The organism is Rhodococcus sp. IEGM 1408 (assembly GCF_033142235.1).
Classification (GTDB): Bacteria; Actinomycetota; Actinomycetes; order Mycobacteriales; family Mycobacteriaceae; genus Dietzia.
Window position 1 is genome coordinate 201079 of the sequence record NZ_JAWLRW010000002.1, and the last position, 22857, is coordinate 223935.

The window sequence follows — 22857 nt, forward strand, 5'->3', positions numbered from 1 at the left end:
CCTGCGGGCATGAGCAAGAGCACCGAATCCCCCACCAGCACACCGCAACCGCAGTTCAACCTGGACGACGCCGAGTGGCGGCGCAAGCTGACCCCCGAGGAGTACCAGGTCCTGCGCCGGGCCGGTACCGAGCGGCCGCACACCGGCGAGTACAACCTCACCACCACCGAGGGCGTCTACCGCTGCCGCGGGTGTGGTGCGGAGCTGTTCCGCAGCGACGGCAAGTTCGAGTCCGACTGCGGCTGGCCCTCCTTCTTCACCCCGCTGGCGGGTGACGCCATCATCGAGCGCACCGACACCTCCCTCGGGATGACCCGCACCGAGGTGATCTGCGCCAACTGCCACGGTCACCTGGGCCACCTCTTCTCCGGCGAGGGCTACCCCAACCCGACCGACCTGCGCTACTGCATAAACTCCCTGAGCCTGACGCTCGAGCCCAAGCAGGACTGAGCCCGCGGGACGAGCCCGCACAGGAGCGAACGCACCAAGCCAGAGAGAGGGCCGACCGGACAGCGTCCGGTCGGCCCTCTCTCCGTTCCAGCCCCGGCCTGGGGCCCAGGTCAGGCGCGGGTCAGGCCCAAGTCAGGCTCAGGGCAGCGTGGTGGCCAACTGCTCGGCGGTGACGCGCGGCCCGGTGAAGAACGGGACCTCCTCGCGGACGTGCCGGCGGGCCTCGGTGCTGCGCATGATCCGCATCAGGTCCACGATCCGGTCGAGCTGCGGGGCCTCGAAGGCAAGGATCCACTCGTAGTCGCCCAGCGTGAACGACGGCACGGTGTTGGCCCGGACATCCGGGTACTCGCGCGCCGCGCGCCCGTGCTCGGCCAGGATCTGACGCCGCTCCTCGTCGGGCAGCAGGTACCACTCGTAGGAGCGCACGAACGGGTAGACGGAGACGTACGCGCCCGGCTCCTCCTCGGCGAGGAACGCCGGGATGTGGCTCTTGTTGAACTCCGCGGGGCGGTGCAGCGCCGTGTTGGACCAGTACGCGGTGCTGGCCCGGCCCAGGATGGTCGTGCGCCGGAACTCGTTGTAGAACTTCTGCAGGTCCTCGATGTGCTCGGCGTGGGTCCAGATCATGAAGTCGGCCTCGGCGCGCAGCCCCGAGACGTCGTACAGTCCGCGGACCACCACATCGGTGCCGTCGAACCGGGCGAGGAACTGCTCGAGGTCCGCGGTCACCTCGGCCCGGTCCTCCCCCAGCTCTCCCGGCTTCACGGTGAAGACCGAGAACATGAGGTACCTCAGGGTTGAGTTGAGTTTCTTGTAGTCAATGCGTGCCATGGGCCCGATCCTGCCACTTGGCGGCCAGCCGCCGGGCCGCGGCCCGTGCCGAGCCGATGCAGGCCGGGACCCCGACGCCCTCGGTCGCGCCGCCGACCAACTCCAGTCCGGGCAGCCGGTCGGCGAGTTCGGCCCGCACGGCCGCGACGCGGGCGGCGTGGTCGGGGCCGATCTCCGCGAGCGCGTCGTCCCAGCGACGGACGCGGGAATGCAGGATCGTCGGGGCGGATCCGCATACCCCGGCCAGGGCGGATTCGGCCATCCGGGCCAGCGCGATGTCGTCGGCGGCGAGCACCTCGTCGTCGTCGAGCCGCCCGAACGACACCCGCACCAGGTGTCCCGGACGGGTGTCGAGGTGGGGCCACTTGCGGCTGGTGAAGGTCATCGCCTTGAACGGCACCGGCTCGTCGGTGGCCACCAACACCCCGGACAGCTCCGGCAGGTCCAGGGACCGGTCCACCTCCAACGCCACCAGGGCCGAGGAGGCAGTGCGGATCCCGGACAGGCCGCGCGCAGCGCCGTCGGTGGCCCCGGTCGCCGTGAGGAGCGGGATGGCGTGGGGAACGGGCACGGCGACGACGACGAGGTCGGCCTCCCAGGTCCCCGACCCGCCGTCGCCGGACACCGTCACCGCGTACCCGGTGTCGTCCCGGTGGATCGCCGTGCAGAGGCTGCGCGTGCGGATCACCGCGCCGGAGGAGTTCTCCAACGCGTCCACCAGCGCGTCCACCAGGCGTCGGTACCCGCCCTCGATCGAGGCGAACACCGGGCCCGGCACCCGGTTCGCCACCAGTTCGCGCGCCGCGGCCGTGAGCGAGGGCGCCCCCCGGTCCAACGCCTCGGCGAGTCCCGGCACGACCTGACGGAGGCCGAGCCCGGTGCTGGGGGCGGCGTACACCCCGCCGAGCATGGGATCGACGAGCCGGGCCACCACGGCGCCGCCGAACCGTTCGCCCACCAGTCGGCCCAGGGAGACGTCCCCGCCGGGCTCCCAGTCCAGCGGCAGTTCCGGCTCCCGGGCGGCCACGGCCGACTCCGCCGCGGTCAGGACACCGGACAGGGTCGTCACGTCGGAGGGCAGGCCCATCATGGTGCGTGCGGGCATGGGCACCAGCCGCCCGCCGGTGAGGATCGCCGGGCCGAGCGGCCCCGGATGGCGCAGGCTCTCGGTCAGGCCCAGCTCCGCGACGAGCGAGGTGGCCTCGGGGCGGCGCCCGATGAAGGCCTCGGCGCCCAGTTCCATGGGGCCGGAGGGGAAGTCGACGGTGTGGAGCGCCCCGCCGACCCGCTCCGACGCCTCCAGGACGGTGATCCGTGCTCCCGGCAGGTCGCGGGAGAGCTGATAGGCGGCGGTCAGTCCGCTGAGACCGCCCCCGACCACCACGACGCGGGGGGCCATGCCTACTTCCCGGTCAGCTCGTGGACCAGCTCCACGACGTGGGTCACGGCGCCCGGGTCGGTGGTGGGCAGGACACCGTGCCCGAGGTTGAACACGTGGCCGCGGGCGCCCAGGTCACGCGCGCGTGCCCCCTCGTCGAGGATCCGGCGGACCTCGCCGTCGAGCGCGGACCTGTCGGCGAAGAGCATGGCCGGGTCGAGGTTGCCCTGGAGGACCTTGCCCGGCACGCGCGTGGCGGCTTCGTCGAGCGGGAGGCGCCAGTCCACGCCGACCACCTCGGGCCCGGCCTCCCCCATCGCGCCGAGCAGCTCACCGGTGCCCACGCCGAAGTGGGTGCGGGGGACGGTGGAGATCACCTCATCGGCGAAGATGCCGGTGGAGTGCGGGAGCACCATCGAGCGGTAGTCGCGCAGACTCAACGCGCCGGCCCAGGAGTCGAACAGCTGGATCGCATCCACACCGGCGTCGATCTGGGCCCGCAGGAACACCGTGGTCAGATCCGCGAGCTTGACCATCAACGCGTTCCAGACGTCGGGCCGCGAGTACATGAGCGACTTGGTGTGCTCGTGATTGCGACTCGGCCCGCCCTCGATGAGATAGGAGGCCATGGTGAAGGGGGCGCCAGCGAAGCCGATGAGCGCGGTCTGCGGGTCGAGCTCGGTCACCAGGAGGCGGACGGCCTCCGCGATCTTCTCGACCCGGTCCGGGGTGAGCTCGGGCAGCGCCGCCACGGCGGCCGCGTCGCGGATCGGCTCGGCCACCACCGGGCCGACCCCGGGGACGATGTCGATGTCCACGCCGGCGGCCGCGAGTGGGATGACGATGTCGGAGAAGAGGATCGCGGCGTCCACGCCGTGGCGGCGGACCGGCTGGAGGGTGACCTCGCAGACCATCTCGGGGTCGAAGCAGGCCTCGAGCATCGTGGTCCCGGCCCGCTGTTCCCGGTACTCGGGCAGCGAACGACCGGCCTGGCGCATGAACCACACCGGGGTGTGGGCGCCGCCGACGCCGGTCACTTCGTCGAGGTACGGGCCGGTCCCCGCGCGGCGCCCGGTGGGGGCGGCCGTCTCGGCGGGGTCGGCGGAACGGGAGGTCGAGGACGCATCAGAGTTCAACACGCCCTTCATAGTCCCATGAACCGGCGGGAGGGGCCGGTCAGCCCACCCGGGAAGGTGACGGCGCGCCTCCTCCGACCACCGGCGGGTGATCGCTAGCGTCATGACCCGTGAGCACATCGGTCAATGACGGCGAGCCAGAGGTCTTCCGCGAGGCGGTCGAGTCGCTGTCCCGACTCGAGGTCCGCCCCGAGATCTCCGTCGGCCCGATCCGCCCCCCGCAGCGGCTGGCTCCGTACAGCCATGCGCTCGGGGTGGAGATCCTGCCACGGTCGGGTGACGACGTCCCGGAGTTCTCCGACGGTGACGCGTTCGGCCGTCTGATCCTCCTGTACGACCCGTCCGGCGACGACGCGTGGAACGGCACCCTGCGCCTGGTCGCCTACATCCAGGCCGACATGGAGGCCTCCCTCGCGGGCGACCCGCTGCTGCCGCAGGTGGCGTGGAGTTGGCTCACCGAGGCGCTCGATCGGGACGCCGGCCCCTACACCGCCCTCGGCGGGACCGTGACCAGCACCGCGTCGGTGCGTTACGGCGACATCTCCGGTCCGCCCCAGGCCCATCAGCTCGAACTGCGTGCCTCCTGGACCGCGCTCGAGTCCGACCTGACGGGACATGCCGCCGCGTTCTGCTCGACCCTCGCGCTGGCCGCCGGGCTGCCCCCCGTCGGCGTGACCTCCCTCCATCCCCGGGCGTGACCGGCCACCGCCGGGGAGAGACGCCTGACGGGGCACCGCCTCCGCCGGCCCGATACGAGTTCGTCGACGACGCCTCCGGAATCGGGTCCGTCGCGTCCGCCCTCGAGTCCTCCGCCGGGCCGGTGGCCGTGGACGTCGAACGCGCCTCCGGCATCCGCTACTCCGAGCGCGCCTTCCTGCTCCAGTTGCGGCCCGACTCCGGGCCCGCGCTGCTGGTGGACCCGGAGACCCCGGGGCAGACGATCGGTCCGCTGGCCGGGATCCTGTCCGCTCGTCCGCTGCTGCTCCACGCCGCGAGCCAGGACCTGCCCTCGCTCCGCGAGCTCGGGATCCGGCCGTCGTCGATAATCGACACCGAGCTCGCGGGGCGGTTCCTGGGCATCGAGCGGGTCAACCTCGGCGCCATGATCTCCGAGCACCTGGGGATCGCTCTGGCCAAGGCCCATTCGGCCGCCGACTGGTCCAGGCGCCCGTTGCCCGCCGCGTGGCTCGACTACGCCGCGTACGACGTGCTGTTCCTCCACGAGCTCGCCGACGCGGTCCTGCCCCGCCTGGACGATCTCGGCCGCCGGGAATGGTTCGAGGCCGAGTGCCGCCACCTGGTCGAGTCCGATACGCCCGTCCCGGCGGCCGATCCCTGGCGCCGTCTGTCCCGGTTGTCCTCCCTGCGTGACGCCCGGCAGCTCGCCCGCGCCCGCGAGCTCTGGATGGCGCGGGACAGGGTGGCGGCGGAACGCGACATCGCGCCCAAGCGCCTGCTCACCGACGCCGCGATCATCGAGGCCGCGCGCAGCGCTCCCACCACCCGGACCGAACTGCTCGCTATCGAGGGTTTCGACGGCCCCCACCGTCGGCGTCTGGCGGACGAGTGGCTGGCAGCGCTCGAGTGGGCGGCCGAACTCGGCCGGGCAGATCTACCGCCCCGCCAGGGCCCGCCCGGTGCGCACCCCCCGCACGCGTCGTGGAAGCGGAACGAGCCGGAGGCGGCCGCGCTCCTCGACCTCGCCCGCGGATCGATCGGCGCTGTGGCCGAGGAACTGGGCCTCGAGCAGAGCCTGCTGCTCAGGCCGTCGACCCTACGCCTGTGGGTGTGGCGCGCGGCCACCGCGAAGCCCACGTCCGCACCGGAGGACGACGAGGCTCTCCTGCAGCGCGTCCTGCGGGATGAGGGCGCCCGTCAGTGGCAGATCGACCTGACCACGGCACCCCTGCTGGACACCGTGCACGCATTCCGGTCCGAGCCCTGAACGGACGGGTCGGCCGGGAAGGCTAGCGGCCCAGGCGCCGGCGGACGCTGTCGGCGATCCCGTCGGGTGTCAGGCCCATGTCCGCCAGGATCTCCCCGCGCGACGCATGATCCAGGAACTGCTGGGGGATGCCGAGAGCGATGCGGTCTCCCCGGACCCCGGCGAGATCGAGACGAGCCGAGACCGCAGAACCGACACCGCCGTGCAGTCCGTTGTCCTCCACCGTCACCACGAGCGACCGCCCACGGGCGGCGGAGACGATCGACTCCGGAACCGGGTAGACCCACCGGGGGTCGACGACGTCGACGGACACCCCCTCGGCCTCGAGGGCGCGCGCCGCGGCCACCGCCGGGACGACCATGGAGCCCACCGCCACCACCAGGACGTCGGCGTCGCCGGGGCCGTGCACGCGGTCGACACCGTCGCTAGTGGTGTCGAGCGCCGGGATCGGGTCGCCGACCGGTCCCTTGGGGAAACGGACGACGGTCGGTCCGTCGGTCACCGACACGGCCTCCCGCAGCTCGCTGCGCAGGGTGTCCGCGTCCCGCGGTGCGGCCACCCGGACGCCGGGGACGATCCCGGTGAGCGACAGGTCCCACATGCCGTTGTGGCTTGCCCCGTCCGGGCCGGTGACCCCGGAGCGGTCCAGCACCAGGGTGACGGGCTGCCTGAGCAGGGCCACGTCCATGAGCAACTGGTCGAACGCGCGGTTGAGGAACGTCGAGTACACCGCCACCACCGGGTGCATGCCCCCGAGCGCGAGCCCCGCGGCCGAGGCGACCGCGTGCTGCTCGGCGATGCCGACGTCGAACATGCGGTCCGGGAACCGGTCGCCGAACGCGGTGAGGCCGGTGGGCCCGGCCATGGCTGCGGTGATCGCCACGACGTCGCTGCGTTCGGCGCCGATCTCACACAGTTCCTCGGAGAACACCGAGGTCCAGTCGACCGCCGAGGAGGCCGACAGCGGCTTGCCGGTGGCGGGGTCGATCACGCCGGTGGCGTGCATCAGATCGGCGACGTTGTTCTCCGCGTGTACGTAACCCATGCCCTTGCGGGTGACCACGTGGACCACCACGGGTCCGCCGAAGTCCTTGGCCAACTTCAGCGCCGCCTCGGTGGCCGCGAGGTTGTGCCCGTCGACAGGCCCCATGTACTTGAGTCCGAGGTCGGCGAACAGTGCCTGCGGGGCCATCACGTCTTTCACGCCGGCTTTGATCCCGTGCAGCAGCGCGTAGACAGCCTTGCCGACGACGTCCTTGCGGGCCCCGAGGGTCCGCTTGGTGCGATCCATCGCCTTCTCGTAGGCCGGCTGCAACCGCAGCACGCCGAGTCGGTCCGCCAGCCCGCCGATGGTCGGTGAATACGAGCGGCCGTTGTCGTTGACGACGATCACCATGGGCCGGTCCCGGCCCGCCGCGATGTTGTTGAGGGCTTCCCAGCTCATGCCGCCGGTCATCGCGCCGTCGCCGATCACGGTCACCACGGTCCGGTCGGTCTCGCCGCGGAGCGCGAACGCCTTGGCCAGTCCGTCGGCATAGGAGAGGGACGCGGTGGCGTGCGAGGACTCGATGATGTCGTGCTCGCTCTCGGCGCGGCACGGGTAGCCGGACAGCCCGCCGCGGGTGCGGAGTCCGTCGAACTGGTCCTTGCGGCCGGTGAGGATCTTGTGGACGTAGCTCTGGTGGCCGGTGTCGAAGACGATGGGGTCCCGCGGGGAGTCGAACACCCGGTGCAGCGCCACCGTCAACTCGACCACGCCCAGGTTGGGGCCGAGGTGTCCGCCGGTCGCCGAGACCTTCCGGATGAGGAACTCGCGGATCTCGCCGCAGAGGTGTCGCAGCTGGTCGGAATCCATGCCACGGAGGTCGGCGGGGCCGTTCACTTCATCGAGCACGCTCATTGCTGTCGACTGCCCCTTCCCTGACCGGCGCCCCACTGGGCCGAGAGTTCAGTCTACGGGGAGTTGCCGGACGACCCCGCCCGTGGGCGCGGGTCGCACCCTGCCCGGCCCCCGTGCCGCGCGCCCCGGATCAGGTCGCGGGGGTCAGGTCCTGCGGGGCGAGTCGAGAACCGCGAACCCCTCCACGTGGTGGGTGGCGGGGAACGCCGCCACCCCGTGCAGGTCCGCCACGGTCCACCCGGCGGCCACGAGCACCCCCACGTCCCGCGCCAGGCTCGCGGGATCGCACCCGACGTGGACGATCCGCGACGCGGTCCTGCCCGCGAGCCGCTCCATCACGTCGATGCCCGCGCCCCCGCGCGGCGGGTCCAGGATCACGACATCAGGATCCCCCGGCAGGTCGCCGCTGTCGCCCGGTCCCCCGAGGAAGTCCTCGACCCGTGCGCGCACCGGGTTCACGCCTGCAGCCTCCCCCAGCGCGCTCCCGACAGCGCCCAGCGAGGTCGTCGAGGACTCGACGATGGTCACGCGCGCACCCGGCGCCGCGTCCAGAACGGCGGCCGAGAACAACCCCGCGCCGCCGTAGAGGTCCCACACCACCGGCTCGTCGCCCAGGCCGGGAGTCCCGGCCACCGCTGTGGCGACGAGGTCTGCATAGTGTCCGGCGGCCGACCGGTGTGCCTGCCAGAACGCGTCGATCGGCAGCTGCCAGGTGTGGTCCCGCACGTGCCGGACGACGGTGGTCCGCCCGGCGACGAGCTCCCACGCCCCGGCCCGCGCGTGCCGGGCCCGGCCCCTGGTGGCGGCGGCCTGACGCGAGCGTCGTTGACGGTTCCTGGGCGCCTGGTCCACTGACGCGCGGTGCGCCACGTGAACCTCGCCGTCGTCCCCCAGCACCCCGAGCACCTCCCGGCCCGGCCCGACCCGCGCGGCCAGCACCGCCTCGAGGATCCGCTGATCGGACTGCACGCAGGCCTCGGTCACCAGCTCGTGGGACCGGGCCCGGCGGACGCCGGGAACACCGTCGGGGCCGGTGACCCACCGCGCGACGGTCCGCCACCGGGTGGTCGCGTCGTCGCCCGCGGGGACCTCGACCGGGACGGTCTCACCGGGCAGTTCGATCCGCCCGATGCGACGGGCCTGCTCGGCCAGGATCCGGCCCGAGAACTCCCTGGCGGACTCCGGCCTGATGTGGCTCCAGTCGCAGCATCCGGCGCCGGCTGCCGCGGCCGGGCAGTAGGGGGCGATCCGGTCCGGGGACGCCTCGATGACCTTCCTCACGGTGCCGCGGCAGAAGCCCTTGCCCGGGTCGTCGTCGACCAGCACGTCGACCAGTTCCCCGGTGATCCCGCCCCGGCAGAACAGCACTCGTCCCTCGTGTCGGGCGACGAACTCGCCACCCTGCGCGGGTCCCTCCACACGGAGCCGCAGCACCCGTCCGGTCCAGTCGATCTTCTCGTTCTTCGTCATCATGTCTCCGGTCCTCCCCAGCGGCCGACGATCGGCTCTCCGCCCGCTTTTTCTGCTCGGCCGTCAGATGACGACAGTTGCCAGGGAACACTGGTGACCATGACTCCCCGTTCGTAGAGTAGGCGGGACTTGAGGCGGAGCGCGCTCTGGTTGTGGAGTAGCTGCTCCCACCAGCGGCCCACGACGTACTCCGGGATGTAGACGATCACGATGTCCCTCGGGGATCTCTCCCGGAGTCGCTTGACGTAGTCGATCACCGGTCGGTTGATCTCCCGGTACGGGGACTCGACCACCTTCAGCGGCACCGAGATCCGTCGGCTCTGCCATTCGCGGACCAGCGCGCGGGTCTCCGCGGTGTCGATGCTCACGGTCAGCGCCTCGATCGTGTCCGGCCTCGTGGCGCGTGCGTAGGCGAGGGCGCGGAGCGTGGGGAGGTGCAGCTTGGACACCAGCACCACGCAGTGGGTCCGGCTCGGTAGGACGACCTCCCACGAGGAGTCGTCGAGTTCGCGGGCGACGGTGGCGTAGTGCCGGTGGATCAGCTTCATCACCACGAACACCCCCGCCATCGCGAGCACCGCTATGTACGCGCCCGCGAAGAACTTGGTGACGATGACGATCACCAGCACGGATCCGGTGAGGACGAATCCGACGACGTTGATGACGCGGGAGCGCTGCATCCGTTTGCGGACGGCCGGGATCTGCTCGTCGGCGAGGTGCCTGGTCCAGTGCCGGATCATCCCGAGCTGGCTCAGGGTGAAGGCCACGAACACGCCGACGATGTAGAGCTGGATGAGCACGGTGACCCTGGCCTCGAAGATCACCACGAGGAAGATCGCGGCGACGGCGAGCAGGACGATCCCGTTGGAGTAGGCCAGGCGATCCCCGCGGGTGGCGAGCTGGCGCGGCAGATAGTTGTCGCGGGCCAGGACGGAGCCGAGTATGGGGAACCCGTTGAAGGCCGTGTTGGCCGCGAGTACGAGGATCACGGCGGTGACCGTCATGACGACGTAGAAGGCCACGGGGAGTCCGGCGAACACCGGCTCGGCCAGCTGGGCGATCAACGTCTTCTGGTGATAGTCCTCGGGCGCACCCACGAGCTGGCTGGCCGGGTTCTCGGCGATGCGGACGCCCAGCTGCACGGCCAGTGCGATGAGACCGAGCAGGAAGGACACGGAGAGCACGCCGAGCATGAGCAGCGTCGTGGCCGCGTTGCGCGACCTGGGCTTGCGGAAGGCCGGCACCCCGTTGTGGATCGCCTCGACCCCGGTGAGTGCTGCCGAACCGGAGGCGAACGCCTTGGCCACGACGAACGCGAGCGCGAGCCCGGTGACCGTTCCGCCGTGCGAGGAGACGAGGTCGAAGTCGGCCGATTCAGCCTGCAGGTCCCGGCCCAGGATGTTGACCTGGAACAACCCCCACACGATGAGGACCACCATCGAGGCCATGAAGGCGTAGACGGGGATCGCGAAAGCCACCCCGGATTCCCGGACCCCGCGCAGGTTGACGGCGGTGACGAGGACGATCGCGATGACCGCGAACAGCACCTTGTGGGTGTTGACGAACGGGATCGCCGAGCCGATGTTGGCCGCGGCCGCCGAGATCGAGACCGCCACCGTCAGGACGTAGTCGATGAGCAGCGCCGCGCCCACCGCGAGCCCCGCGTTGGGGCCGAGGTTGACGGTCGCGACCTCGTAGTCGCCACCGCCCGACGGGTAGGCGTGGACGTTCTGCCGGTAGCTGGCGATGACGACGATCATGACGACCGCGACCGCGAGCCCCACCCAGGGGGAGAACGAGAGCGCGGCGAGCCCCGCCATCGACAGCACCAGGAAGATCTCCTCCGGGGCGTAGGCCACCGAGGACAGGGCGTCGGAGGCGAACACCGGCAGGGCGATTCGTTTGCGCAGGTGGGTGTCGCCGATGGTGTCGCTGCGGAAGGGACGTCCCAACAGCAGACGCTTGGCTCCCACGGAGACTCTGGAGATGCTGGACACCGACACAACGTTAGACCCCGCGCGCCCCGGGAACCGCGACCGCGACGGGAGTAGCGTGATCCGACGAGTCCGCGTGTCGCGGGCCGTGAGGAGTTGGACTCGCGATGAGGGTCGTCATCATGGGCTGTGGGCGGGTCGGGGCCGCGCTCGCGACCGAACTCGACGTGGACGGTCACGACGTGGTGGTGATCGACCGGGAATCGTCGGCGTTCACCCGGCTGCCCGAGGACTTCGGCGGCCGCACGGTGACCGGGCTCGGTTTCGACCGTGCGGTGCTCGAGGCCGCCGGGCTGGACGGGGCGGACGCGTTCGCCGCGGTGTCCTCCGGCGACAACTCCAACATCATCGCCGCGCGGGTGGCCCGCGAGACCTTTGGTGTCGAGCGGGTGATCGCCCGGATCTACGACGCCGGGCGCGCCGCCGTCTACGAGCGGTTGGGGATCCCGACCGTCGCCACGGTGCCCTGGGCCACCGGCCACCTGGTCCGTTACATCACGGAGGGCTCGAGCCCGGTGGTCTGGCGGGACAAGTCCGGTGAGGTGGCTCTGGTCGCCCTCGTCGCGCCCGCGGTGTGGGTCGGGACGGCCGTCGACGACCTCGCCGCCGTCGCCGGGGGCCGGGTCGCCGCGATAACCCGCTTCGGCGAGTGCCGGGTCCCCGACGCGCGCACACTCGTCCAGGCCGAGGACCTGCTCCACCTCGCCGTCCCCGCCGGGGCCGTCGAGGGACTCGACGACACCCTGGAACGAGGTCCGGCCGATGACTGATCCGCACGCACCCGACGGGCCTGACCCCCGAGGCTCCGAACCCCGCGGTTCGGTTCCCGGCAGTTCAGTTCCCGGCAGTTCCGTGCCCGGCAGTTCCGTGCCCGACTATGCCGACGGCTCCGGGTTGCTGCACAGCGCCCCGGCCCGGCCGGTCGCCACCGCGACGATGCGGGTGGTGGTCGCCGGGGCGGGCGTCGTGGGACGGTCCATCGCCCGGGAACTCCTGGCCAACAACCACCACGTCACGCTCATCGACAAACGCGCCACGGTGTTCACCCGCGACGAGGTCCACGGCGCCGACCAGCGGGTCGGGGACGCCTGCGAACTGAGTTTCCTGGAGCAGCTCTGTGTGGAGCGCGCCGATGTGGTGGTCGCGGCCACCGGCGACGACAAGGTGAACCTGGTCGTGAGTCTGTTGGCCAAGACCGAGTTCGCCGTCGCGCGCGTGGTCGCCCGGGTCAACGACCCCCGCAACGAGTGGCTCTTCGACGAGCGCTGGGGCGTCGACGTGGCCGTCTCCACCCCCCGGTTGATCGTCTCGGTGGTCGAGGAGGCGGTCACCGTCGGAGACGTCGTCCGGCTGATGACGTTGCGTCGCGGCGGTGCCAACCTGGTGAGCGTGACGCTCCCGGACCAGACCCCGCTGGCCGGCCGGGCCGTCTCACGGGTCCGCCTCCCCCGCGACGCCGCCCTGGTGGCGATCCTCAGGGGCGGTCGGGTGATCGTGCCCGAGCCGGACGTGCCCTTTGAACCGGGCGACGAACTCCTGGTGGTGGCCCCCGAGGACGCGGAGGCCGGCCTGAGCGACGCCGTCAAGGGCGGGTGAGCGACCTTCAGGGCCGGCGGGCGGAGCGTGCGTCGACAGGGACCCCGGGAACGGTGACCGCTATCTCGCGGCCGTAGTCCCACCCCGGCGCCAGGGGCAGGTCGTCACCGCTCCAGAACCGGCCCGGGTCGTACCAGCTCGCGTCACCCACCGCGGGCAGCACGCCCATCGCCTCGAGCGTCATCCCCACCACCTCCGCGCAGTAGGCCGCCTCCATGCGCAGCGCCGGGCTGTCATCCGCCCGTCGGCGCCGCGGGAGACCGAGGCCCCGGCGCGCGGAGGTCTCGTCGTCGTCACGGCCCGGCGCGTGCCCCGCACCGGCGTCACGGTCGGCCGAGCGGCTCGGCCCCCCACCCCGTGCCGCACTCCGCCCCCGCGAAGCCCATCGTCCCCTGGCCCACCGCGCTGTGAGACGCCCCGCCGACGGGAAGGACACCCCGTTCAGCCGGGCGATCGTCTCCAACAACGCGTCCTCCTGCGCTGGCCCGACCTCCGGGGTGAGCTGACGGAACCACGCCTGCTGCCCGTACGGCCCGGTCCACTGCCGGACCGCCGCCTCCAGGTCGTGGAGCTGCACACCACGCTGCCGGCGACCCGTCCACACATCCGGCAGCGCCCGACCCATCTCGGCGTGCCAGATCAGCGGCGGCAGGTCATCGAGCACCACCGCCACCGCAACAAGTCGGTTATGACGCACCTAGACTAACTCTGAAACGGGGAGGATCCGGTTCACGACGGCACCTTCGAGGGACACCCACCCCCTGCTCTGGATCGGTCCACCGCACAGCCGGCCGGGGTGTCGATCGCTCAGCCGGAGAGCTGGGTGGTTCTTTACCGGTTCCGGCTCCATTTGGGGGGACCGGTTCCCCCGGTTCCTCTGCGGTTCCAGCCTCTGACCTGTGGTTCCTCTGCGGTTCCTTCTTGGTTCCTCGTCCCCCGCCTGGGGTGGTTTCCCTGGTTCCCCCCGCCTATAAGGCGGGGAAGGGGAACCCCGGCCGACACCTTGAACTTCGAAGATCATGTTGAAGATCATTGGCTGCGTCGACATACCCGGCTGCGATGAAGATCCCGGGCTGAGCGGACCTACCCGGCCCGATGTCGGTGGGTGGCGGCGGTGACCACCCGCCCCACCGCAGCGGGCAGGAACCGGCGAAACTCAGTCGTCGAACGGGTAGTCGTCCGGTCGCATCTCCGCTGCCTCACGGGTCCAGAAGCCGACGCCGGTCCGGCGTTCCCACTCCTGGTGTGAAGTGCCCGGTCGGGGACGGGTGGGCAGGTTCTCCTGCATCCACTGCCGTACACGGTCGCGGTGGCGGTAGTGCCCCGCGGTGTCGGACCCCTCGTCCTCCTCGCCGATGCTTGTCAGGCGAGGGTCGGCCGGCCGTGGTCCCCTCCAGCAGACCCACAGCGGCCAGGTGCTCGGGTCGGTGCTGGAATGCCCGCCGCGTGAGGTGACGGTCGCCATCACGCACCCCCGCCCACGCGGCGGTTCTTGTCGGCCAGTCGTGCCCGGCGGGAGTCGGTCCACCCGGTCGCTCCGGCCAACTTCGCGTGCCCACTGGTCCGGCGTCCGGCCTCGGGGTCGACGACGATCTCCCGGCCGAGCCTGACGATGTTCATGTCCAACTGCCTGACCTCGCTGCTGATCTTGAGCGCCTGACTGGTGGAGCACTCGGGGTCATCGAGCAGGGCCAGCAGGGTGGACTTGCGGTCCTCGGCCCCCCGCATCCTCTCCAGGATGTCGATCTCGTAGCCATCGAACTCCACGGTGGCGCCCATGCGCGTGGCCACCTTGGCGAGCTCGTCGTGCCAGTGCTTCACCAGCTTGTCACCGGCGGTCATCTTGCGGGCCATAGTGCCTCCTCAGGGATGGTTTCAGCATACCCCCGGGGGTTCCCGCTGCTCGGGAGCTGGAGAAGTGGGCAGAGCGATGCGGTGTACAGCGGCCCCCGGGGGAGGACCTCCCGCCCCAGGGGGTCGGGGCACCGGCCAGGCTCCATGCTCCCGCCCTCGCAGCCGTGCCGTGGGTCCGAGGGTGGGGCAGGCGTGCCGTGGACCTCAGCGGTGCGATGTGGTGGTCGAGGTGGTGGAGATACAGCACCGCCCCCGGCCTCACGAGGAGACAGGGGGCGATGGTGTGGCGGGGGAAGGTTCCCCGCCCCACGGTCGGGATGCCTCCCGCCGCAGTTGTCCCGGCCAGCATACCGCGCGAGGTGCACGGCCGGGGGCTTGGATCAGCCTCGATAGACGACGCCGTGACCGAGGCGCTCCAGCATCTCGGCGGTCTTGGTGGGGAGCGCGGCCAGGATGGTCCCCGGCGCGATGGTGCGCCCGTCCATGATGAGGGTGTCCGCGTGCTGGCCGATGGTGATGTCGGCAGTGTCGGCCTTGGCTGTGGTGGTCACGCCGCCACCGTGATCTTGCTGATGGCCGCGGGGTTGGGGAACGCGAACGCCGCCCGCATGATCATGCGCAGCGAGGTCTGGTCGGTGTCCCACAGCCACTGATCGCTGGACTCGACGCTGGCATCTCGCCTGATCACCGTGTGTGACTGGGAGGCGTCGAGACCGTACACCGTGCCCTCGGGGCAGTAGGGGCTGACGTGGACCCTGCCGCCCTCGACGACGTACCGGGCACCCTGGGTCACGTCGGCGGCGAGCAGACCCTCGTTCGAGCCGGTGCTCTTGCGGATCTTGGCTAGCTTGTTGCGGTCGGCCTTGTTCATCACCCAGTCGGTCACGACGCCCGCATCCTCGATGGCCGAGGCGGCATCGACGAACGGGTCCAGCGAGGTGAGCGATCCCGTCACCGGGATGACGTTGACCCCGGTGACGTTGGCCAGGGTGGTCTGGGGGCCATTGATCACGGGGGCGCTCAGCCACGCCTGATCCAACTTCTTGGCGGCGTCGCGCAGCAGCGAGTTGCCGATCGCATCCGTCGCGGCCGGGCTGGAGTCATCACGAAGTTCATTCGAGATGTTGGTCAGAACGGCGAGCTTGGCCGGGTCGGCGACGACCTCAGCGGCGGCACCGTCGGACACCGGGATCTTGCCGCCCTCGGGAACCCACGCGGCCGACGGATCGCTGGTGATGATCGGGAACCTCAGACGGCCAGCGGTGATGTGATCGACCTTCGCGGCCTGCGCGGCGATGGCGATCTTTTCGAGCGGCTTGATCACCAGCTCGTAAACCTCGTCGGGGGTGAGGATTGCCTTGTACGAGACCTTATCGGCCATGATGCGCCTCCTGGGCGTGGGTGTGTACGGGGGTTGAGCCCGGCGCATCCCGCGGCCGTGGGCTGGTGTCGGCATCCCGCCGACGATGAAAGGCGACACCCTCCCGCATCCCGCTGGTTGGGTGTCGCCTCTCAGGTTACATCGTCACAGTGACGGTTCGTCTACCGCCTGCCGGACCCCTCGGTTCGCACGAGGGCATCACGCCAGGACGGCCCCTCGCCGCCGATGCCGCTGACACCGGCCCTGGAATGACCCCAATCAGGATGACTCCCGCGGGCCGGCGGGCGTGCGCCCTGGAGCAAGCCCGGCCGGGTGGTGGCGAGGATGTCCAGCGCAGCCGCGACGGCCCCCTCGTCCACCTCGCCGGTCTCGGGATCGAGGAACGCGGCGAGCTCGTGCCCACCGACCTCGAACAGGTCCGCGGCCTGGGCGAGCACCCCGCCCGCGATCCGCTCGACCTCGCGGCGTTGGTAGGCCTCCACCTTGGCGGCGAGGCCGTCGCGTGCCGCCTCGGCCTCCTTGAGTCGGGCTCGGGTGGTCTCGTCCCGGCGGGTCTGCCGGTCGCCCTTGTCGGCGTCGTCTGGGTCGGCGGCGTCGCCCGATCCCCGGTCGCCGTTGTCGCCGCCACCCGTGCCGTTGTTGTCCCCGGCGGGCGGGGTGCCGTTGTCGCCGGGCGGGGTGCCGCCGCCGGTGGCGTCGGTGCCCTCGATGAATCGGAGTGCGGCCAGCATGTGGCGCTTGCGTGCTGTGACGAACATGGTGCTAGTTCCCTTCGTTGGGGTCGGTGTCGGTCTCGGGGTCCGTCGGCTCGGGCTCGACGGGGTCCGGCTCGGGTGCCGGGGTCGGTGGGGGCGGGGTCGGTGCCGGTGCAGGTGCACCGGTCTCGTCCACGGGCAGGGTCGGCCACCGTCGGCACCGGATGCCGGGGCGGCGGCTCACCACGGTGAGCAGGCCGGGCGGCGTCTCGATGGCGCTGAACCCGAACCGGGCCCGTAGTAACGCGATCTCCACGGGCGTGGCGGTGCGGACGGTGCGCCGCTCGGTCACGTCGTCCACCTCGGTCTCCTGCTCGGCCCGGTCGAGGTCACCCGGCAGGGGTTCCCGTGGGGTGATCCATCCGCGGGGGTCGTCGAGCGGGTAGAACGCGGGCAGGCTGCCCGGGTCCACGACGGGGATCTCGGCCTCGGTGAACGGCGGCGTGGGGTCAACGGTCATGCGCCGTCCCCTCCCTCGTCGTCGGTGCCGTACTCGGCCAGCACGGCGGCGTGGGCGGCGTCCCGCCTGCCGATCGCGTCCTCGACCATGGCCTCGATGTAGCCGGTCATCATCTCGGGATCCCGGCCGCAGGCACCGGACACCCCGGCCAGTGCCCACAGCGCCAACGTGCGGCACACCGCCACCGGATTCTCGGCGGCGCGGAGCAGGTCGTCGGCCCGGGCGTAGTCGGCGGCGTGGACCGCGCCGAGCAGGGCGGCGGCGTCGACCGCAGCGTCGGCGGTCAGCAGGACGTCGTTCGGGCTGGGGTTGGTGTTCTCGGTCATGCGGGGGTCTCGCTTCCGGTGGTGGTGTCGGGGTAGGTGACGGCGTCGACGAACCTCACGGTCCGGCCGATCACGCGCTGTTCGACAAGCTGCTCGTCGAGCAAGTATTCGAGGACGACGGCGAGCTCCTCGGTCCGGTTGGTGCCGTCCTCGTCGATGGCGTGGACGAGTCGACCGCACCGGCGGCGCAGCTCGGTCGAGGTCAAGCCGTGTCTGTAGTGGCTCAACGCCTCGCGGACGGCCTGCCGGGCTCGGGGGTGGGGGCGGTAGGGGTTCATGCGTTGATCTCGCTCTCGGGGTGATCGATCAGATATGGATGGCTGGTGATGTGGTGATCCGGGTAATCGGCCTCGATGGCACCGCGGCCAGCGCCGCGGACCCGCCCGCCCCAGATGCCGAGAAGCTTGTGCTCCTCGGCGAACTCGGCGCACTGCCGCGTCACGGGACACCCGCGGCACACCGCCCGGGCCTCCCGGTAGCGGGCCCGCCACGCCGCGGTGGGCTCGTCGGCGAACTGGCAGTCGTGCAGCGGTGCCCGCCCGGCGCACGCGGCCTGGGAGGTCCACTCGGGCGGTCGTGGGAGGTGGTCCCCAGCCGTGCTCGCACGACCCGCCTTGCTCGGCGGGCGGAACCTGGTGGGCCACTTCTCCGCAGGTACGCGGTCGTCGCGGACCGGGCTCACTGGTCACCACCGCCGCCCCTCGCCTGGAACGCCGGACAGCTGTCGTCGTGGGCGATCTCGATCCCGTACACGCCGCCGCCGAGGTCGGCCACCGTCTGAGTGGCGGTGCAGTCGGGGCACGCGCCGGGGATCTCGTACCCGGCTATCCGGCTGAGTGCGTTGTTGAGTCGGTACTGCGAGTCGTTCATCGTGCTGGTCTCCGTCCTGAGGATGGTGGGGGGGTCGAGGCATCCGCGGCCGGTGGTGGGTCCCGCTGCCGTCGCAGGGGGTCTATCTCGCAGCCGTTGGAGGTCCGCTCTGCCGGGAGGTAGAGGGTCGGTTTACTTCTCTCCCGTGACGGCCTGAGACAGGGTGGGGCACTACGTGCCCCCCACCCCCCTGTCACAAGGGGGCCAGTGACATGTCTCGTGACATGTCCCGTGACAGTCTCGGAGGGCTGCGGAAACCACGTCCCACCAGCGCACATACACGCTGAGCGGAGGGGCCCCGTGACATTGGCCGTGACATGTCTCGTGACACTGTCTCGAAACGCCTTTTGTGACATAGGTCTGTGACATGTTTTGGACCCCCTCACGAGGCACCTCCGGCGGCGTCGTCGGTGGTGGTCTGGAGGTAGTGGGCGAGCTTGTTCACCGCAGCGGTGATGACCTTGTCCTTGGCCCACGGGTGGTCGGGGTCGGCCTCCCAGCGGCGGGTCGCCTGCCCCTTCTCGTCGCGGGCCCGGTCGAGTGCCGGGGTTGCATCCTTGAGCGCGGTAGCGGCCTCGGCGTCGGAGTTGTACATGTTCTTGAGCTGGCGGAAGTACTTCCGTGCCTCGCCCGGGGTCATGCCGTCCTCGCCCGCGATCACGCGGATGACCACGTACATCTGGCGGGCCGGGTCGAGACCGGACTCGTCGAGGCCGGTGTACCCGGTCAGCACCTTGTCGACGATCTCCCGAGGACTCGTGCCCACCGCACCGGGGCCGAACGCATCCCAGACCACCCGAGCCGAGGACACCGTGCGGGTCTCGCCGTCGACGACCTCGGTCCACTCGACCGGCTCCAGGGTGAACTTGCCGACAGGCCCCTCCCCACTCCCGCGCTGCTTGTCGGTCCAGACCTCGTACCCGTCCGATACCTTGCGGCACATCAGGATCACATCGGCCGCACCGCGCAGGACGGACGATCCACGTAGATCCGCACCGGCTTTGGAGGTGTGGTGGGTGATGCTCACGTGCGGCCGGGACGGTCCGCGCCTGATCTCGTCGGCGACCTTGACGAAGGCGCTCATGTCAGACGCGGCGTTCTCATCCGCGCCAGCGGTGTATCGGTTCAACGTGTCGAAGATCACCAACACCGGTTCGACCTCGGCGATGACCTCGATCATTGCGCGGGCCGCGACGGAACTGGGGTCACGTAGATCCTCGGCACCCGGGAGCACCATGAGCTGACTGAACGGGATGCGCTCCCCCTCGCCGAGGTTGGCGAGCTCCCATGCCCGGACCCGGTCCAAGGTGACCTGCTCACCCTCACCCGCCAGGAACACAACGACGCCCTGGTAGGTGTCGCGACCGGCGAAAGGGGTACCCGTGGCCACCGCGCACATCAAGGCCACATCGACGTAGGTCTTGCCGTGTCCCGGCAGACCGGCAACATAGCCGCCGGTGTAGCGGTCGAGAAGGTCCTCGACCAGAGGGGGGTGTCGCACAGGCGGGTGCTCCCGGGATGCGCGGCGCACGCGGAGGTCGGCGACCTTCTCGGCCTTGGCTTCGGCGAACGCACGCTCGCGGTGGCTGCGGTGGTCACCGGGCGTCGAGGGTGTCGAGCTGGTGGACCGCTCAGGGCCGAGTACGTGCTGCCCGTTGGTGTCCAGCACGGCCCCGCCCATGGCCAGCCGAGCGTGGACGTCGACACCGGGGTGGATCCGGGTCACCTGGACGTCCCCGCGGATCTCCGGCCCCGGTCGCCCGGTTACGTCGGCGACCTCGGCTGTGATGCGGTCGACAACCGTCTCGGCCTGGTGGAACTCGCCCGCCAGGACCACGTTGAGGTCGTAGTCGGCCAGGGTGGTCCCGAGGTCGGGCACCGCACCGGCCGCGATCTGCTCTGCCGTCGCGGCGGTGGACAACACCAAGCACCCGGTGTGCTCCGCGATCTGGTCGAGCTGCTCCACCGTGTAGGCGCGACCGACGAGGACAGTCGCCTCATCGGTGTCCGCGTGCAGGGTCGAGCTGGTGAGGGACAGATCACGTGGACCCTGGTCCACGGTGGCGGCGGGGGGTACTGTGGGCTGCAGTCTGCGAGAGACGTTCGACGCCGTCGGGGTGCCCGCCCCGACGGCGTTTCCGTTGTGGCTCACCGCGAGGCACCCCCGCGCAGGAGTGCGACGATCCGGTCGACCTGCTCGTCGGCGAGCGGGGGCGCGGTCTCGGCGACGTGGCGGGCGTAGTCGGCCAGCTGGGACGCGGCGAGGTCGCGGTCGATCTCGTCGACGCGATCAGGGTGGTGTCGAACCGCAGCGGCGCGACGGCCGGCGAGGGACAGGGTGGCAGGCGATGCCTTCGGCCTGTTGCTGGGCATGAGGACTCCGGGCCACAGCCCCGGTGAGGGCGCGGCCTGACAGAATCCCTGATTATGCCGGTGCAGGGTCCCCGGGAAGCGTCGTCGCCTTCGCTCACTATGTTCACCACAAACACTACGGGGTGCGTTCGGTTATGGCAAGGGTGTAACTACCGGATCTTTGGGCAGACCCGCGGCGATGGCGGCGTAGAACCGCGTGCGGATCCACGAGCCCGACACCTGGTGATGACGGCCGCACTTGCACCGGAGCTCGTACAGGTCCACGTAGGGCGGCATGAGTTCGCCGTCGTCCGGTGTGCCGTCCACCTCGACCCACTCGGGGCCGTCCACGCGGCGCATGGACCCGTCGCGCGGGGCGACTAGTAGGCGGTGCTCGGCACATGCGGGCTTGGTCACCAGACGGCCGGTGAAGTACGGCCACCGGTTCCAGCCGGGCGGGGCGACGAGGTCGGCGAGGTGTCGCCCGTCGGGGCGGTCGGCGCACTCACAGCGCAGCCTGAGAACAGGGGTAGCCACGTCAGGCACCGCCCTTCCAGTCGAAGCGGATCGCGCGGGGGTCGAAGTACGTGCCGTCCGGCGCGCGGCCCTTCTTGACGGGCAGGATGACCACCGTCACCAGTGAGGACAGGATCGCCCGCCGGGTGCCGAGGTCGAGCCGTGCCCACCGTGCGCGGATCTCGTCCTCACCGCGGGCACCCTCGAGGACGGACGCGGCGGGTGCGCTCGAGGCGGCGGTCAGGCGGGCGGTGATTTGCTCGACCCGGCCGCGCATCCGCTCGGTACCGGCCGCGAGCTGGGCGCGGGTGATCTCCCCATCGGCAAACGCCGCCGCCAGGTCGTCCAGCCGAACCCGCAGCGCGTCCCGCTCACGCACCAGCGCCTCGGCGTCCGGCACGTCGGTGGGTGTGGTGAGGCCGCGCAGCACAGCCGGATCGGCCAACCGCGCGACGATAACGGCCTCGACCAACTGGTCGACAAGCACCGCGTTGCGGCTGACGTGCTTGGCGGTGTCGGTGGGCGCACGGTTGAGGCACCGGTACGCCGCGGGGCCCTTGCCGCCGCCAACCACCCGCATGTTCGACCCGCCGCACACCTCGCAGGTGTACAGGCCCGATCCGAGCCACCGAACGTCGCGGCCGGCGGGTGAGGTCCGGCGGTCGGGGTCGGACAGGATCGCCACCACGGCGCGCCACTGGTCCTCGCTGACGATGGCGGGCCACTGTCCCGGCCCCACCACTTCGCCGCGATGGACGGACAGCCCCGCGTTGCGGGCACGCATCACCAGCGACCGCAAAGTCTGGGAGCGCCACCCGCCCACCTTGCCGCCGCGAGTGGGCACACCGCGACGGTTGAGGTCGGAGACCACCGCCCGCAAGGTCACGCCGCCGATGACCTTCTCGGTGGCCTCGCGGATCACCTCGGCCTCGGCGGGGACCACCTCCAGCCCGTCGGCGGTGTAGCCGTAGCGGCGGGGACCACCGGTGTACTTCCCGGCGAGCGCCGCTTGTTCACGGGCACGTTGAACGCGCTCGGCCTTGTGCTCGGACTCCTGCCGCGCCCATGCGCCGATCGTGCGGGCCACCGCCCGACCCGTGGAGTTGGACAGGTCGACGGTCCCGGCGTTGACGGTCTCGGTGCGGGTCCCGGTCCTCTCGACGAGGGCGATGTACTCCTCGAGCTCCAGCGGTGAGCGGTGGAGCCGGTCGGGGTGCCAGGCGATGACCACCGCGAGTCGACCGGCGGCGAGGTCGTCGAGCATGGCCCTGTACGCGGGGCGGTGCTTGCCGCTGTAGGCCGAGATCGAGTCGTCGACGTACACCTTGGCGACCTGGTACCCGTGGCGCGCGGCGAGGTCTCGACAGTCGGCCTCCTGCCGCTGGACCCCCAGCCCCTCCCCTGCCTTGTCGTCGCTGATTCGGCAGTAGATCCCGGCGGGCGGGGCGGGCGGTGAGGTCGTCATGGGAAGTACGTTACAACCTACGCATGGCGACCCCCACGTGGTTCACGGGGGCGTTGGTGAGGGTCTGGATGAGCCGGTCCGCCGGGGTGCGCCCGCGGAACAACCACACAGGTCCCCGGTCCGCGTGCGATCGGTGGCGGCGGCAAGGGGGACGGTGTCGACGCGCATACCGCGA

The 22857-nt window shown here is 71.1% G+C and carries 26 protein-coding genes; 5 read left to right on the forward strand and 21 right to left on the reverse strand.

What is annotated here, in order from left to right; translation table 11 throughout:
• Positions 1 to 9 precede the first annotated feature (9 nt).
• Positions 10 to 450: a peptide-methionine (R)-S-oxide reductase MsrB gene (gene msrB, locus R4P08_RS03770; protein ID WP_317812425.1), complete on the forward strand. Its 441-nt coding sequence runs from the start codon at positions 10 to 12 to the stop codon at positions 448 to 450.
• A gap of 138 nt (positions 451 to 588) precedes the next feature.
• Here msrB and hemQ read toward each other — a convergent pair whose 3' ends face one another.
• The 3 genes from hemQ to hemE are packed head-to-tail and all read right to left on the reverse strand — an operon-like array spanning position 589 to position 3810.
• The gene (gene hemQ, locus R4P08_RS03775) at positions 589 to 1284 is read right to left on the reverse strand and encodes a hydrogen peroxide-dependent heme synthase (protein ID WP_317812426.1); all 696 of its coding nucleotides are present in this window, start codon (positions 1282 to 1284) and stop codon (positions 589 to 591) included.
• Entirely contained in the window at positions 1271 to 2683 is a 1413-nt protein-coding gene (gene hemG, locus R4P08_RS03780) for a protoporphyrinogen oxidase (RefSeq protein WP_317812427.1), read from the reverse strand. The genes hemQ and hemG overlap by 14 nt, the downstream gene beginning before the upstream one ends.
• Before the next feature lie 2 nt (positions 2684 to 2685).
• Entirely contained in the window at positions 2686 to 3810 is a 1125-nt protein-coding gene (gene hemE / locus R4P08_RS03785) for a uroporphyrinogen decarboxylase (protein ID WP_411741151.1), read from the reverse strand.
• Positions 3811 to 3908: 98 nt separating this feature from the next.
• Between hemE and R4P08_RS03790 the strand changes: the two genes are divergently transcribed.
• Both R4P08_RS03790 and R4P08_RS03795 read left to right on the forward strand, forming a co-directional pair.
• Positions 3909 to 4496, forward strand: coding sequence for a DUF3000 domain-containing protein (locus tag R4P08_RS03790; RefSeq protein ID WP_317812428.1), 588 nt, complete (start codon positions 3909 to 3911; stop codon positions 4494 to 4496).
• Positions 4493 to 5743 (forward strand): HRDC domain-containing protein, encoded by a 1251-nt coding sequence (locus tag R4P08_RS03795; protein WP_317812429.1) that lies wholly within the window; start codon positions 4493 to 4495, stop codon positions 5741 to 5743. The genes R4P08_RS03790 and R4P08_RS03795 overlap by 4 nt, the downstream gene beginning before the upstream one ends.
• Before the next feature lie 22 nt (positions 5744 to 5765).
• On the opposite strand, the gene dxs is transcribed toward R4P08_RS03795, so the two are convergent.
• From dxs to R4P08_RS03810, 3 genes are all read right to left on the reverse strand, one after another.
• Entirely contained in the window at positions 5766 to 7643 is a 1878-nt protein-coding gene (gene dxs, locus R4P08_RS03800; protein WP_317812430.1) for a 1-deoxy-D-xylulose-5-phosphate synthase, read from the reverse strand.
• Positions 7644 to 7787: 144 nt separating this feature from the next.
• Entirely contained in the window at positions 7788 to 9116 is a 1329-nt protein-coding gene (locus tag R4P08_RS03805) for a class I SAM-dependent RNA methyltransferase (RefSeq protein ID WP_317812431.1), read from the reverse strand.
• Positions 9113 to 11101, reverse strand: a complete 1989-nt coding sequence (locus R4P08_RS03810) for an APC family permease (RefSeq protein WP_317812711.1) — start codon at positions 11099 to 11101, stop codon at positions 9113 to 9115. Before R4P08_RS03810 ends, R4P08_RS03805 begins: the two co-directional genes overlap by 4 nt.
• Before the next feature lie 113 nt (positions 11102 to 11214).
• On the opposite strand from R4P08_RS03810, the gene R4P08_RS03815 reads away from it, so the two are divergent.
• Together R4P08_RS03815 and R4P08_RS03820 are read left to right on the forward strand one after the other, a co-directional pair.
• A complete protein-coding gene (locus tag R4P08_RS03815; RefSeq protein ID WP_317812432.1) occupies positions 11215 to 11877 on the forward strand; it encodes a TrkA family potassium uptake protein in 663 nt (220 codons plus the stop codon).
• A 166-nt stretch (positions 11878 to 12043) separates the two neighbouring features.
• Positions 12044 to 12703: a TrkA family potassium uptake protein gene (locus tag R4P08_RS03820; RefSeq protein ID WP_317812712.1), complete on the forward strand. Its 660-nt coding sequence runs from the start codon at positions 12044 to 12046 to the stop codon at positions 12701 to 12703.
• Between the two features lie 7 nt (positions 12704 to 12710).
• Here the strand turns inward: R4P08_RS03820 and R4P08_RS03825 are convergent, their stop codons facing one another.
• From R4P08_RS03825 to R4P08_RS03895, 15 genes are all read right to left on the reverse strand, one after another.
• Positions 12711 to 13400: a hypothetical protein gene (locus R4P08_RS03825; RefSeq protein WP_411741152.1), complete on the reverse strand. Its 690-nt coding sequence runs from the start codon at positions 13398 to 13400 to the stop codon at positions 12711 to 12713.
• 459 nt (positions 13401 to 13859) lie between these two features.
• Complete coding sequence (locus R4P08_RS03830; RefSeq protein ID WP_317812433.1) at positions 13860 to 14168, reverse strand: hypothetical protein; 309 nt, start codon at positions 14166 to 14168, stop codon at positions 13860 to 13862.
• Entirely contained in the window at positions 14168 to 14557 is a 390-nt protein-coding gene (locus tag R4P08_RS03835) for a hypothetical protein (protein WP_317812434.1), read from the reverse strand. Before R4P08_RS03835 ends, R4P08_RS03830 begins: the two co-directional genes overlap by 1 nt.
• 380 nt (positions 14558 to 14937) lie before the next feature.
• Positions 14938 to 15108 (reverse strand): hypothetical protein, encoded by a 171-nt coding sequence (locus tag R4P08_RS03840; protein WP_317812435.1) that lies wholly within the window; start codon positions 15106 to 15108, stop codon positions 14938 to 14940.
• The gene (locus tag R4P08_RS03845) at positions 15105 to 15938 is read right to left on the reverse strand and encodes a phage major capsid protein (protein ID WP_317812436.1); all 834 of its coding nucleotides are present in this window, start codon (positions 15936 to 15938) and stop codon (positions 15105 to 15107) included. The genes R4P08_RS03840 and R4P08_RS03845 overlap by 4 nt, the downstream gene beginning before the upstream one ends.
• 161 nt (positions 15939 to 16099) lie before the next feature.
• Complete coding sequence (locus R4P08_RS03850; protein WP_317812437.1) at positions 16100 to 16696, reverse strand: hypothetical protein; 597 nt, start codon at positions 16694 to 16696, stop codon at positions 16100 to 16102.
• Between the two features lie 4 nt (positions 16697 to 16700).
• Positions 16701 to 17153, reverse strand: coding sequence for a hypothetical protein (locus tag R4P08_RS03855; RefSeq protein ID WP_317812438.1), 453 nt, complete (start codon positions 17151 to 17153; stop codon positions 16701 to 16703).
• Complete coding sequence (locus tag R4P08_RS03860) at positions 17150 to 17479, reverse strand: hypothetical protein (RefSeq protein ID WP_317812439.1); 330 nt, start codon at positions 17477 to 17479, stop codon at positions 17150 to 17152. Before R4P08_RS03860 ends, R4P08_RS03855 begins: the two co-directional genes overlap by 4 nt.
• Positions 17476 to 17685 (reverse strand): hypothetical protein, encoded by a 210-nt coding sequence (locus R4P08_RS03865; protein ID WP_317812440.1) that lies wholly within the window; start codon positions 17683 to 17685, stop codon positions 17476 to 17478. The genes R4P08_RS03860 and R4P08_RS03865 overlap by 4 nt, the downstream gene beginning before the upstream one ends.
• 68 nt (positions 17686 to 17753) lie before the next feature.
• Complete coding sequence (locus R4P08_RS03870) at positions 17754 to 18161, reverse strand: WhiB family transcriptional regulator (protein ID WP_317812441.1); 408 nt, start codon at positions 18159 to 18161, stop codon at positions 17754 to 17756.
• Positions 18158 to 18349, reverse strand: coding sequence for a hypothetical protein (locus tag R4P08_RS03875; protein WP_317812442.1), 192 nt, complete (start codon positions 18347 to 18349; stop codon positions 18158 to 18160). The genes R4P08_RS03870 and R4P08_RS03875 overlap by 4 nt, the downstream gene beginning before the upstream one ends.
• A 382-nt stretch (positions 18350 to 18731) precedes the next feature.
• Positions 18732 to 20501: an AAA family ATPase gene (locus R4P08_RS03880; protein WP_317812443.1), complete on the reverse strand. Its 1770-nt coding sequence runs from the start codon at positions 20499 to 20501 to the stop codon at positions 18732 to 18734.
• Complete coding sequence (locus tag R4P08_RS03885; protein WP_317812444.1) at positions 20498 to 20722, reverse strand: hypothetical protein; 225 nt, start codon at positions 20720 to 20722, stop codon at positions 20498 to 20500. The genes R4P08_RS03880 and R4P08_RS03885 overlap by 4 nt, the downstream gene beginning before the upstream one ends.
• A 132-nt stretch (positions 20723 to 20854) precedes the next feature.
• Positions 20855 to 21238: a hypothetical protein gene (locus tag R4P08_RS03890; protein ID WP_317812445.1), complete on the reverse strand. Its 384-nt coding sequence runs from the start codon at positions 21236 to 21238 to the stop codon at positions 20855 to 20857.
• Between the two features lies 1 nt (position 21239).
• Positions 21240 to 22682 (reverse strand): recombinase family protein, encoded by a 1443-nt coding sequence (locus R4P08_RS03895; protein WP_317812446.1) that lies wholly within the window; start codon positions 22680 to 22682, stop codon positions 21240 to 21242.
• Positions 22683 to 22857: the final 175 nt, after the last annotated feature.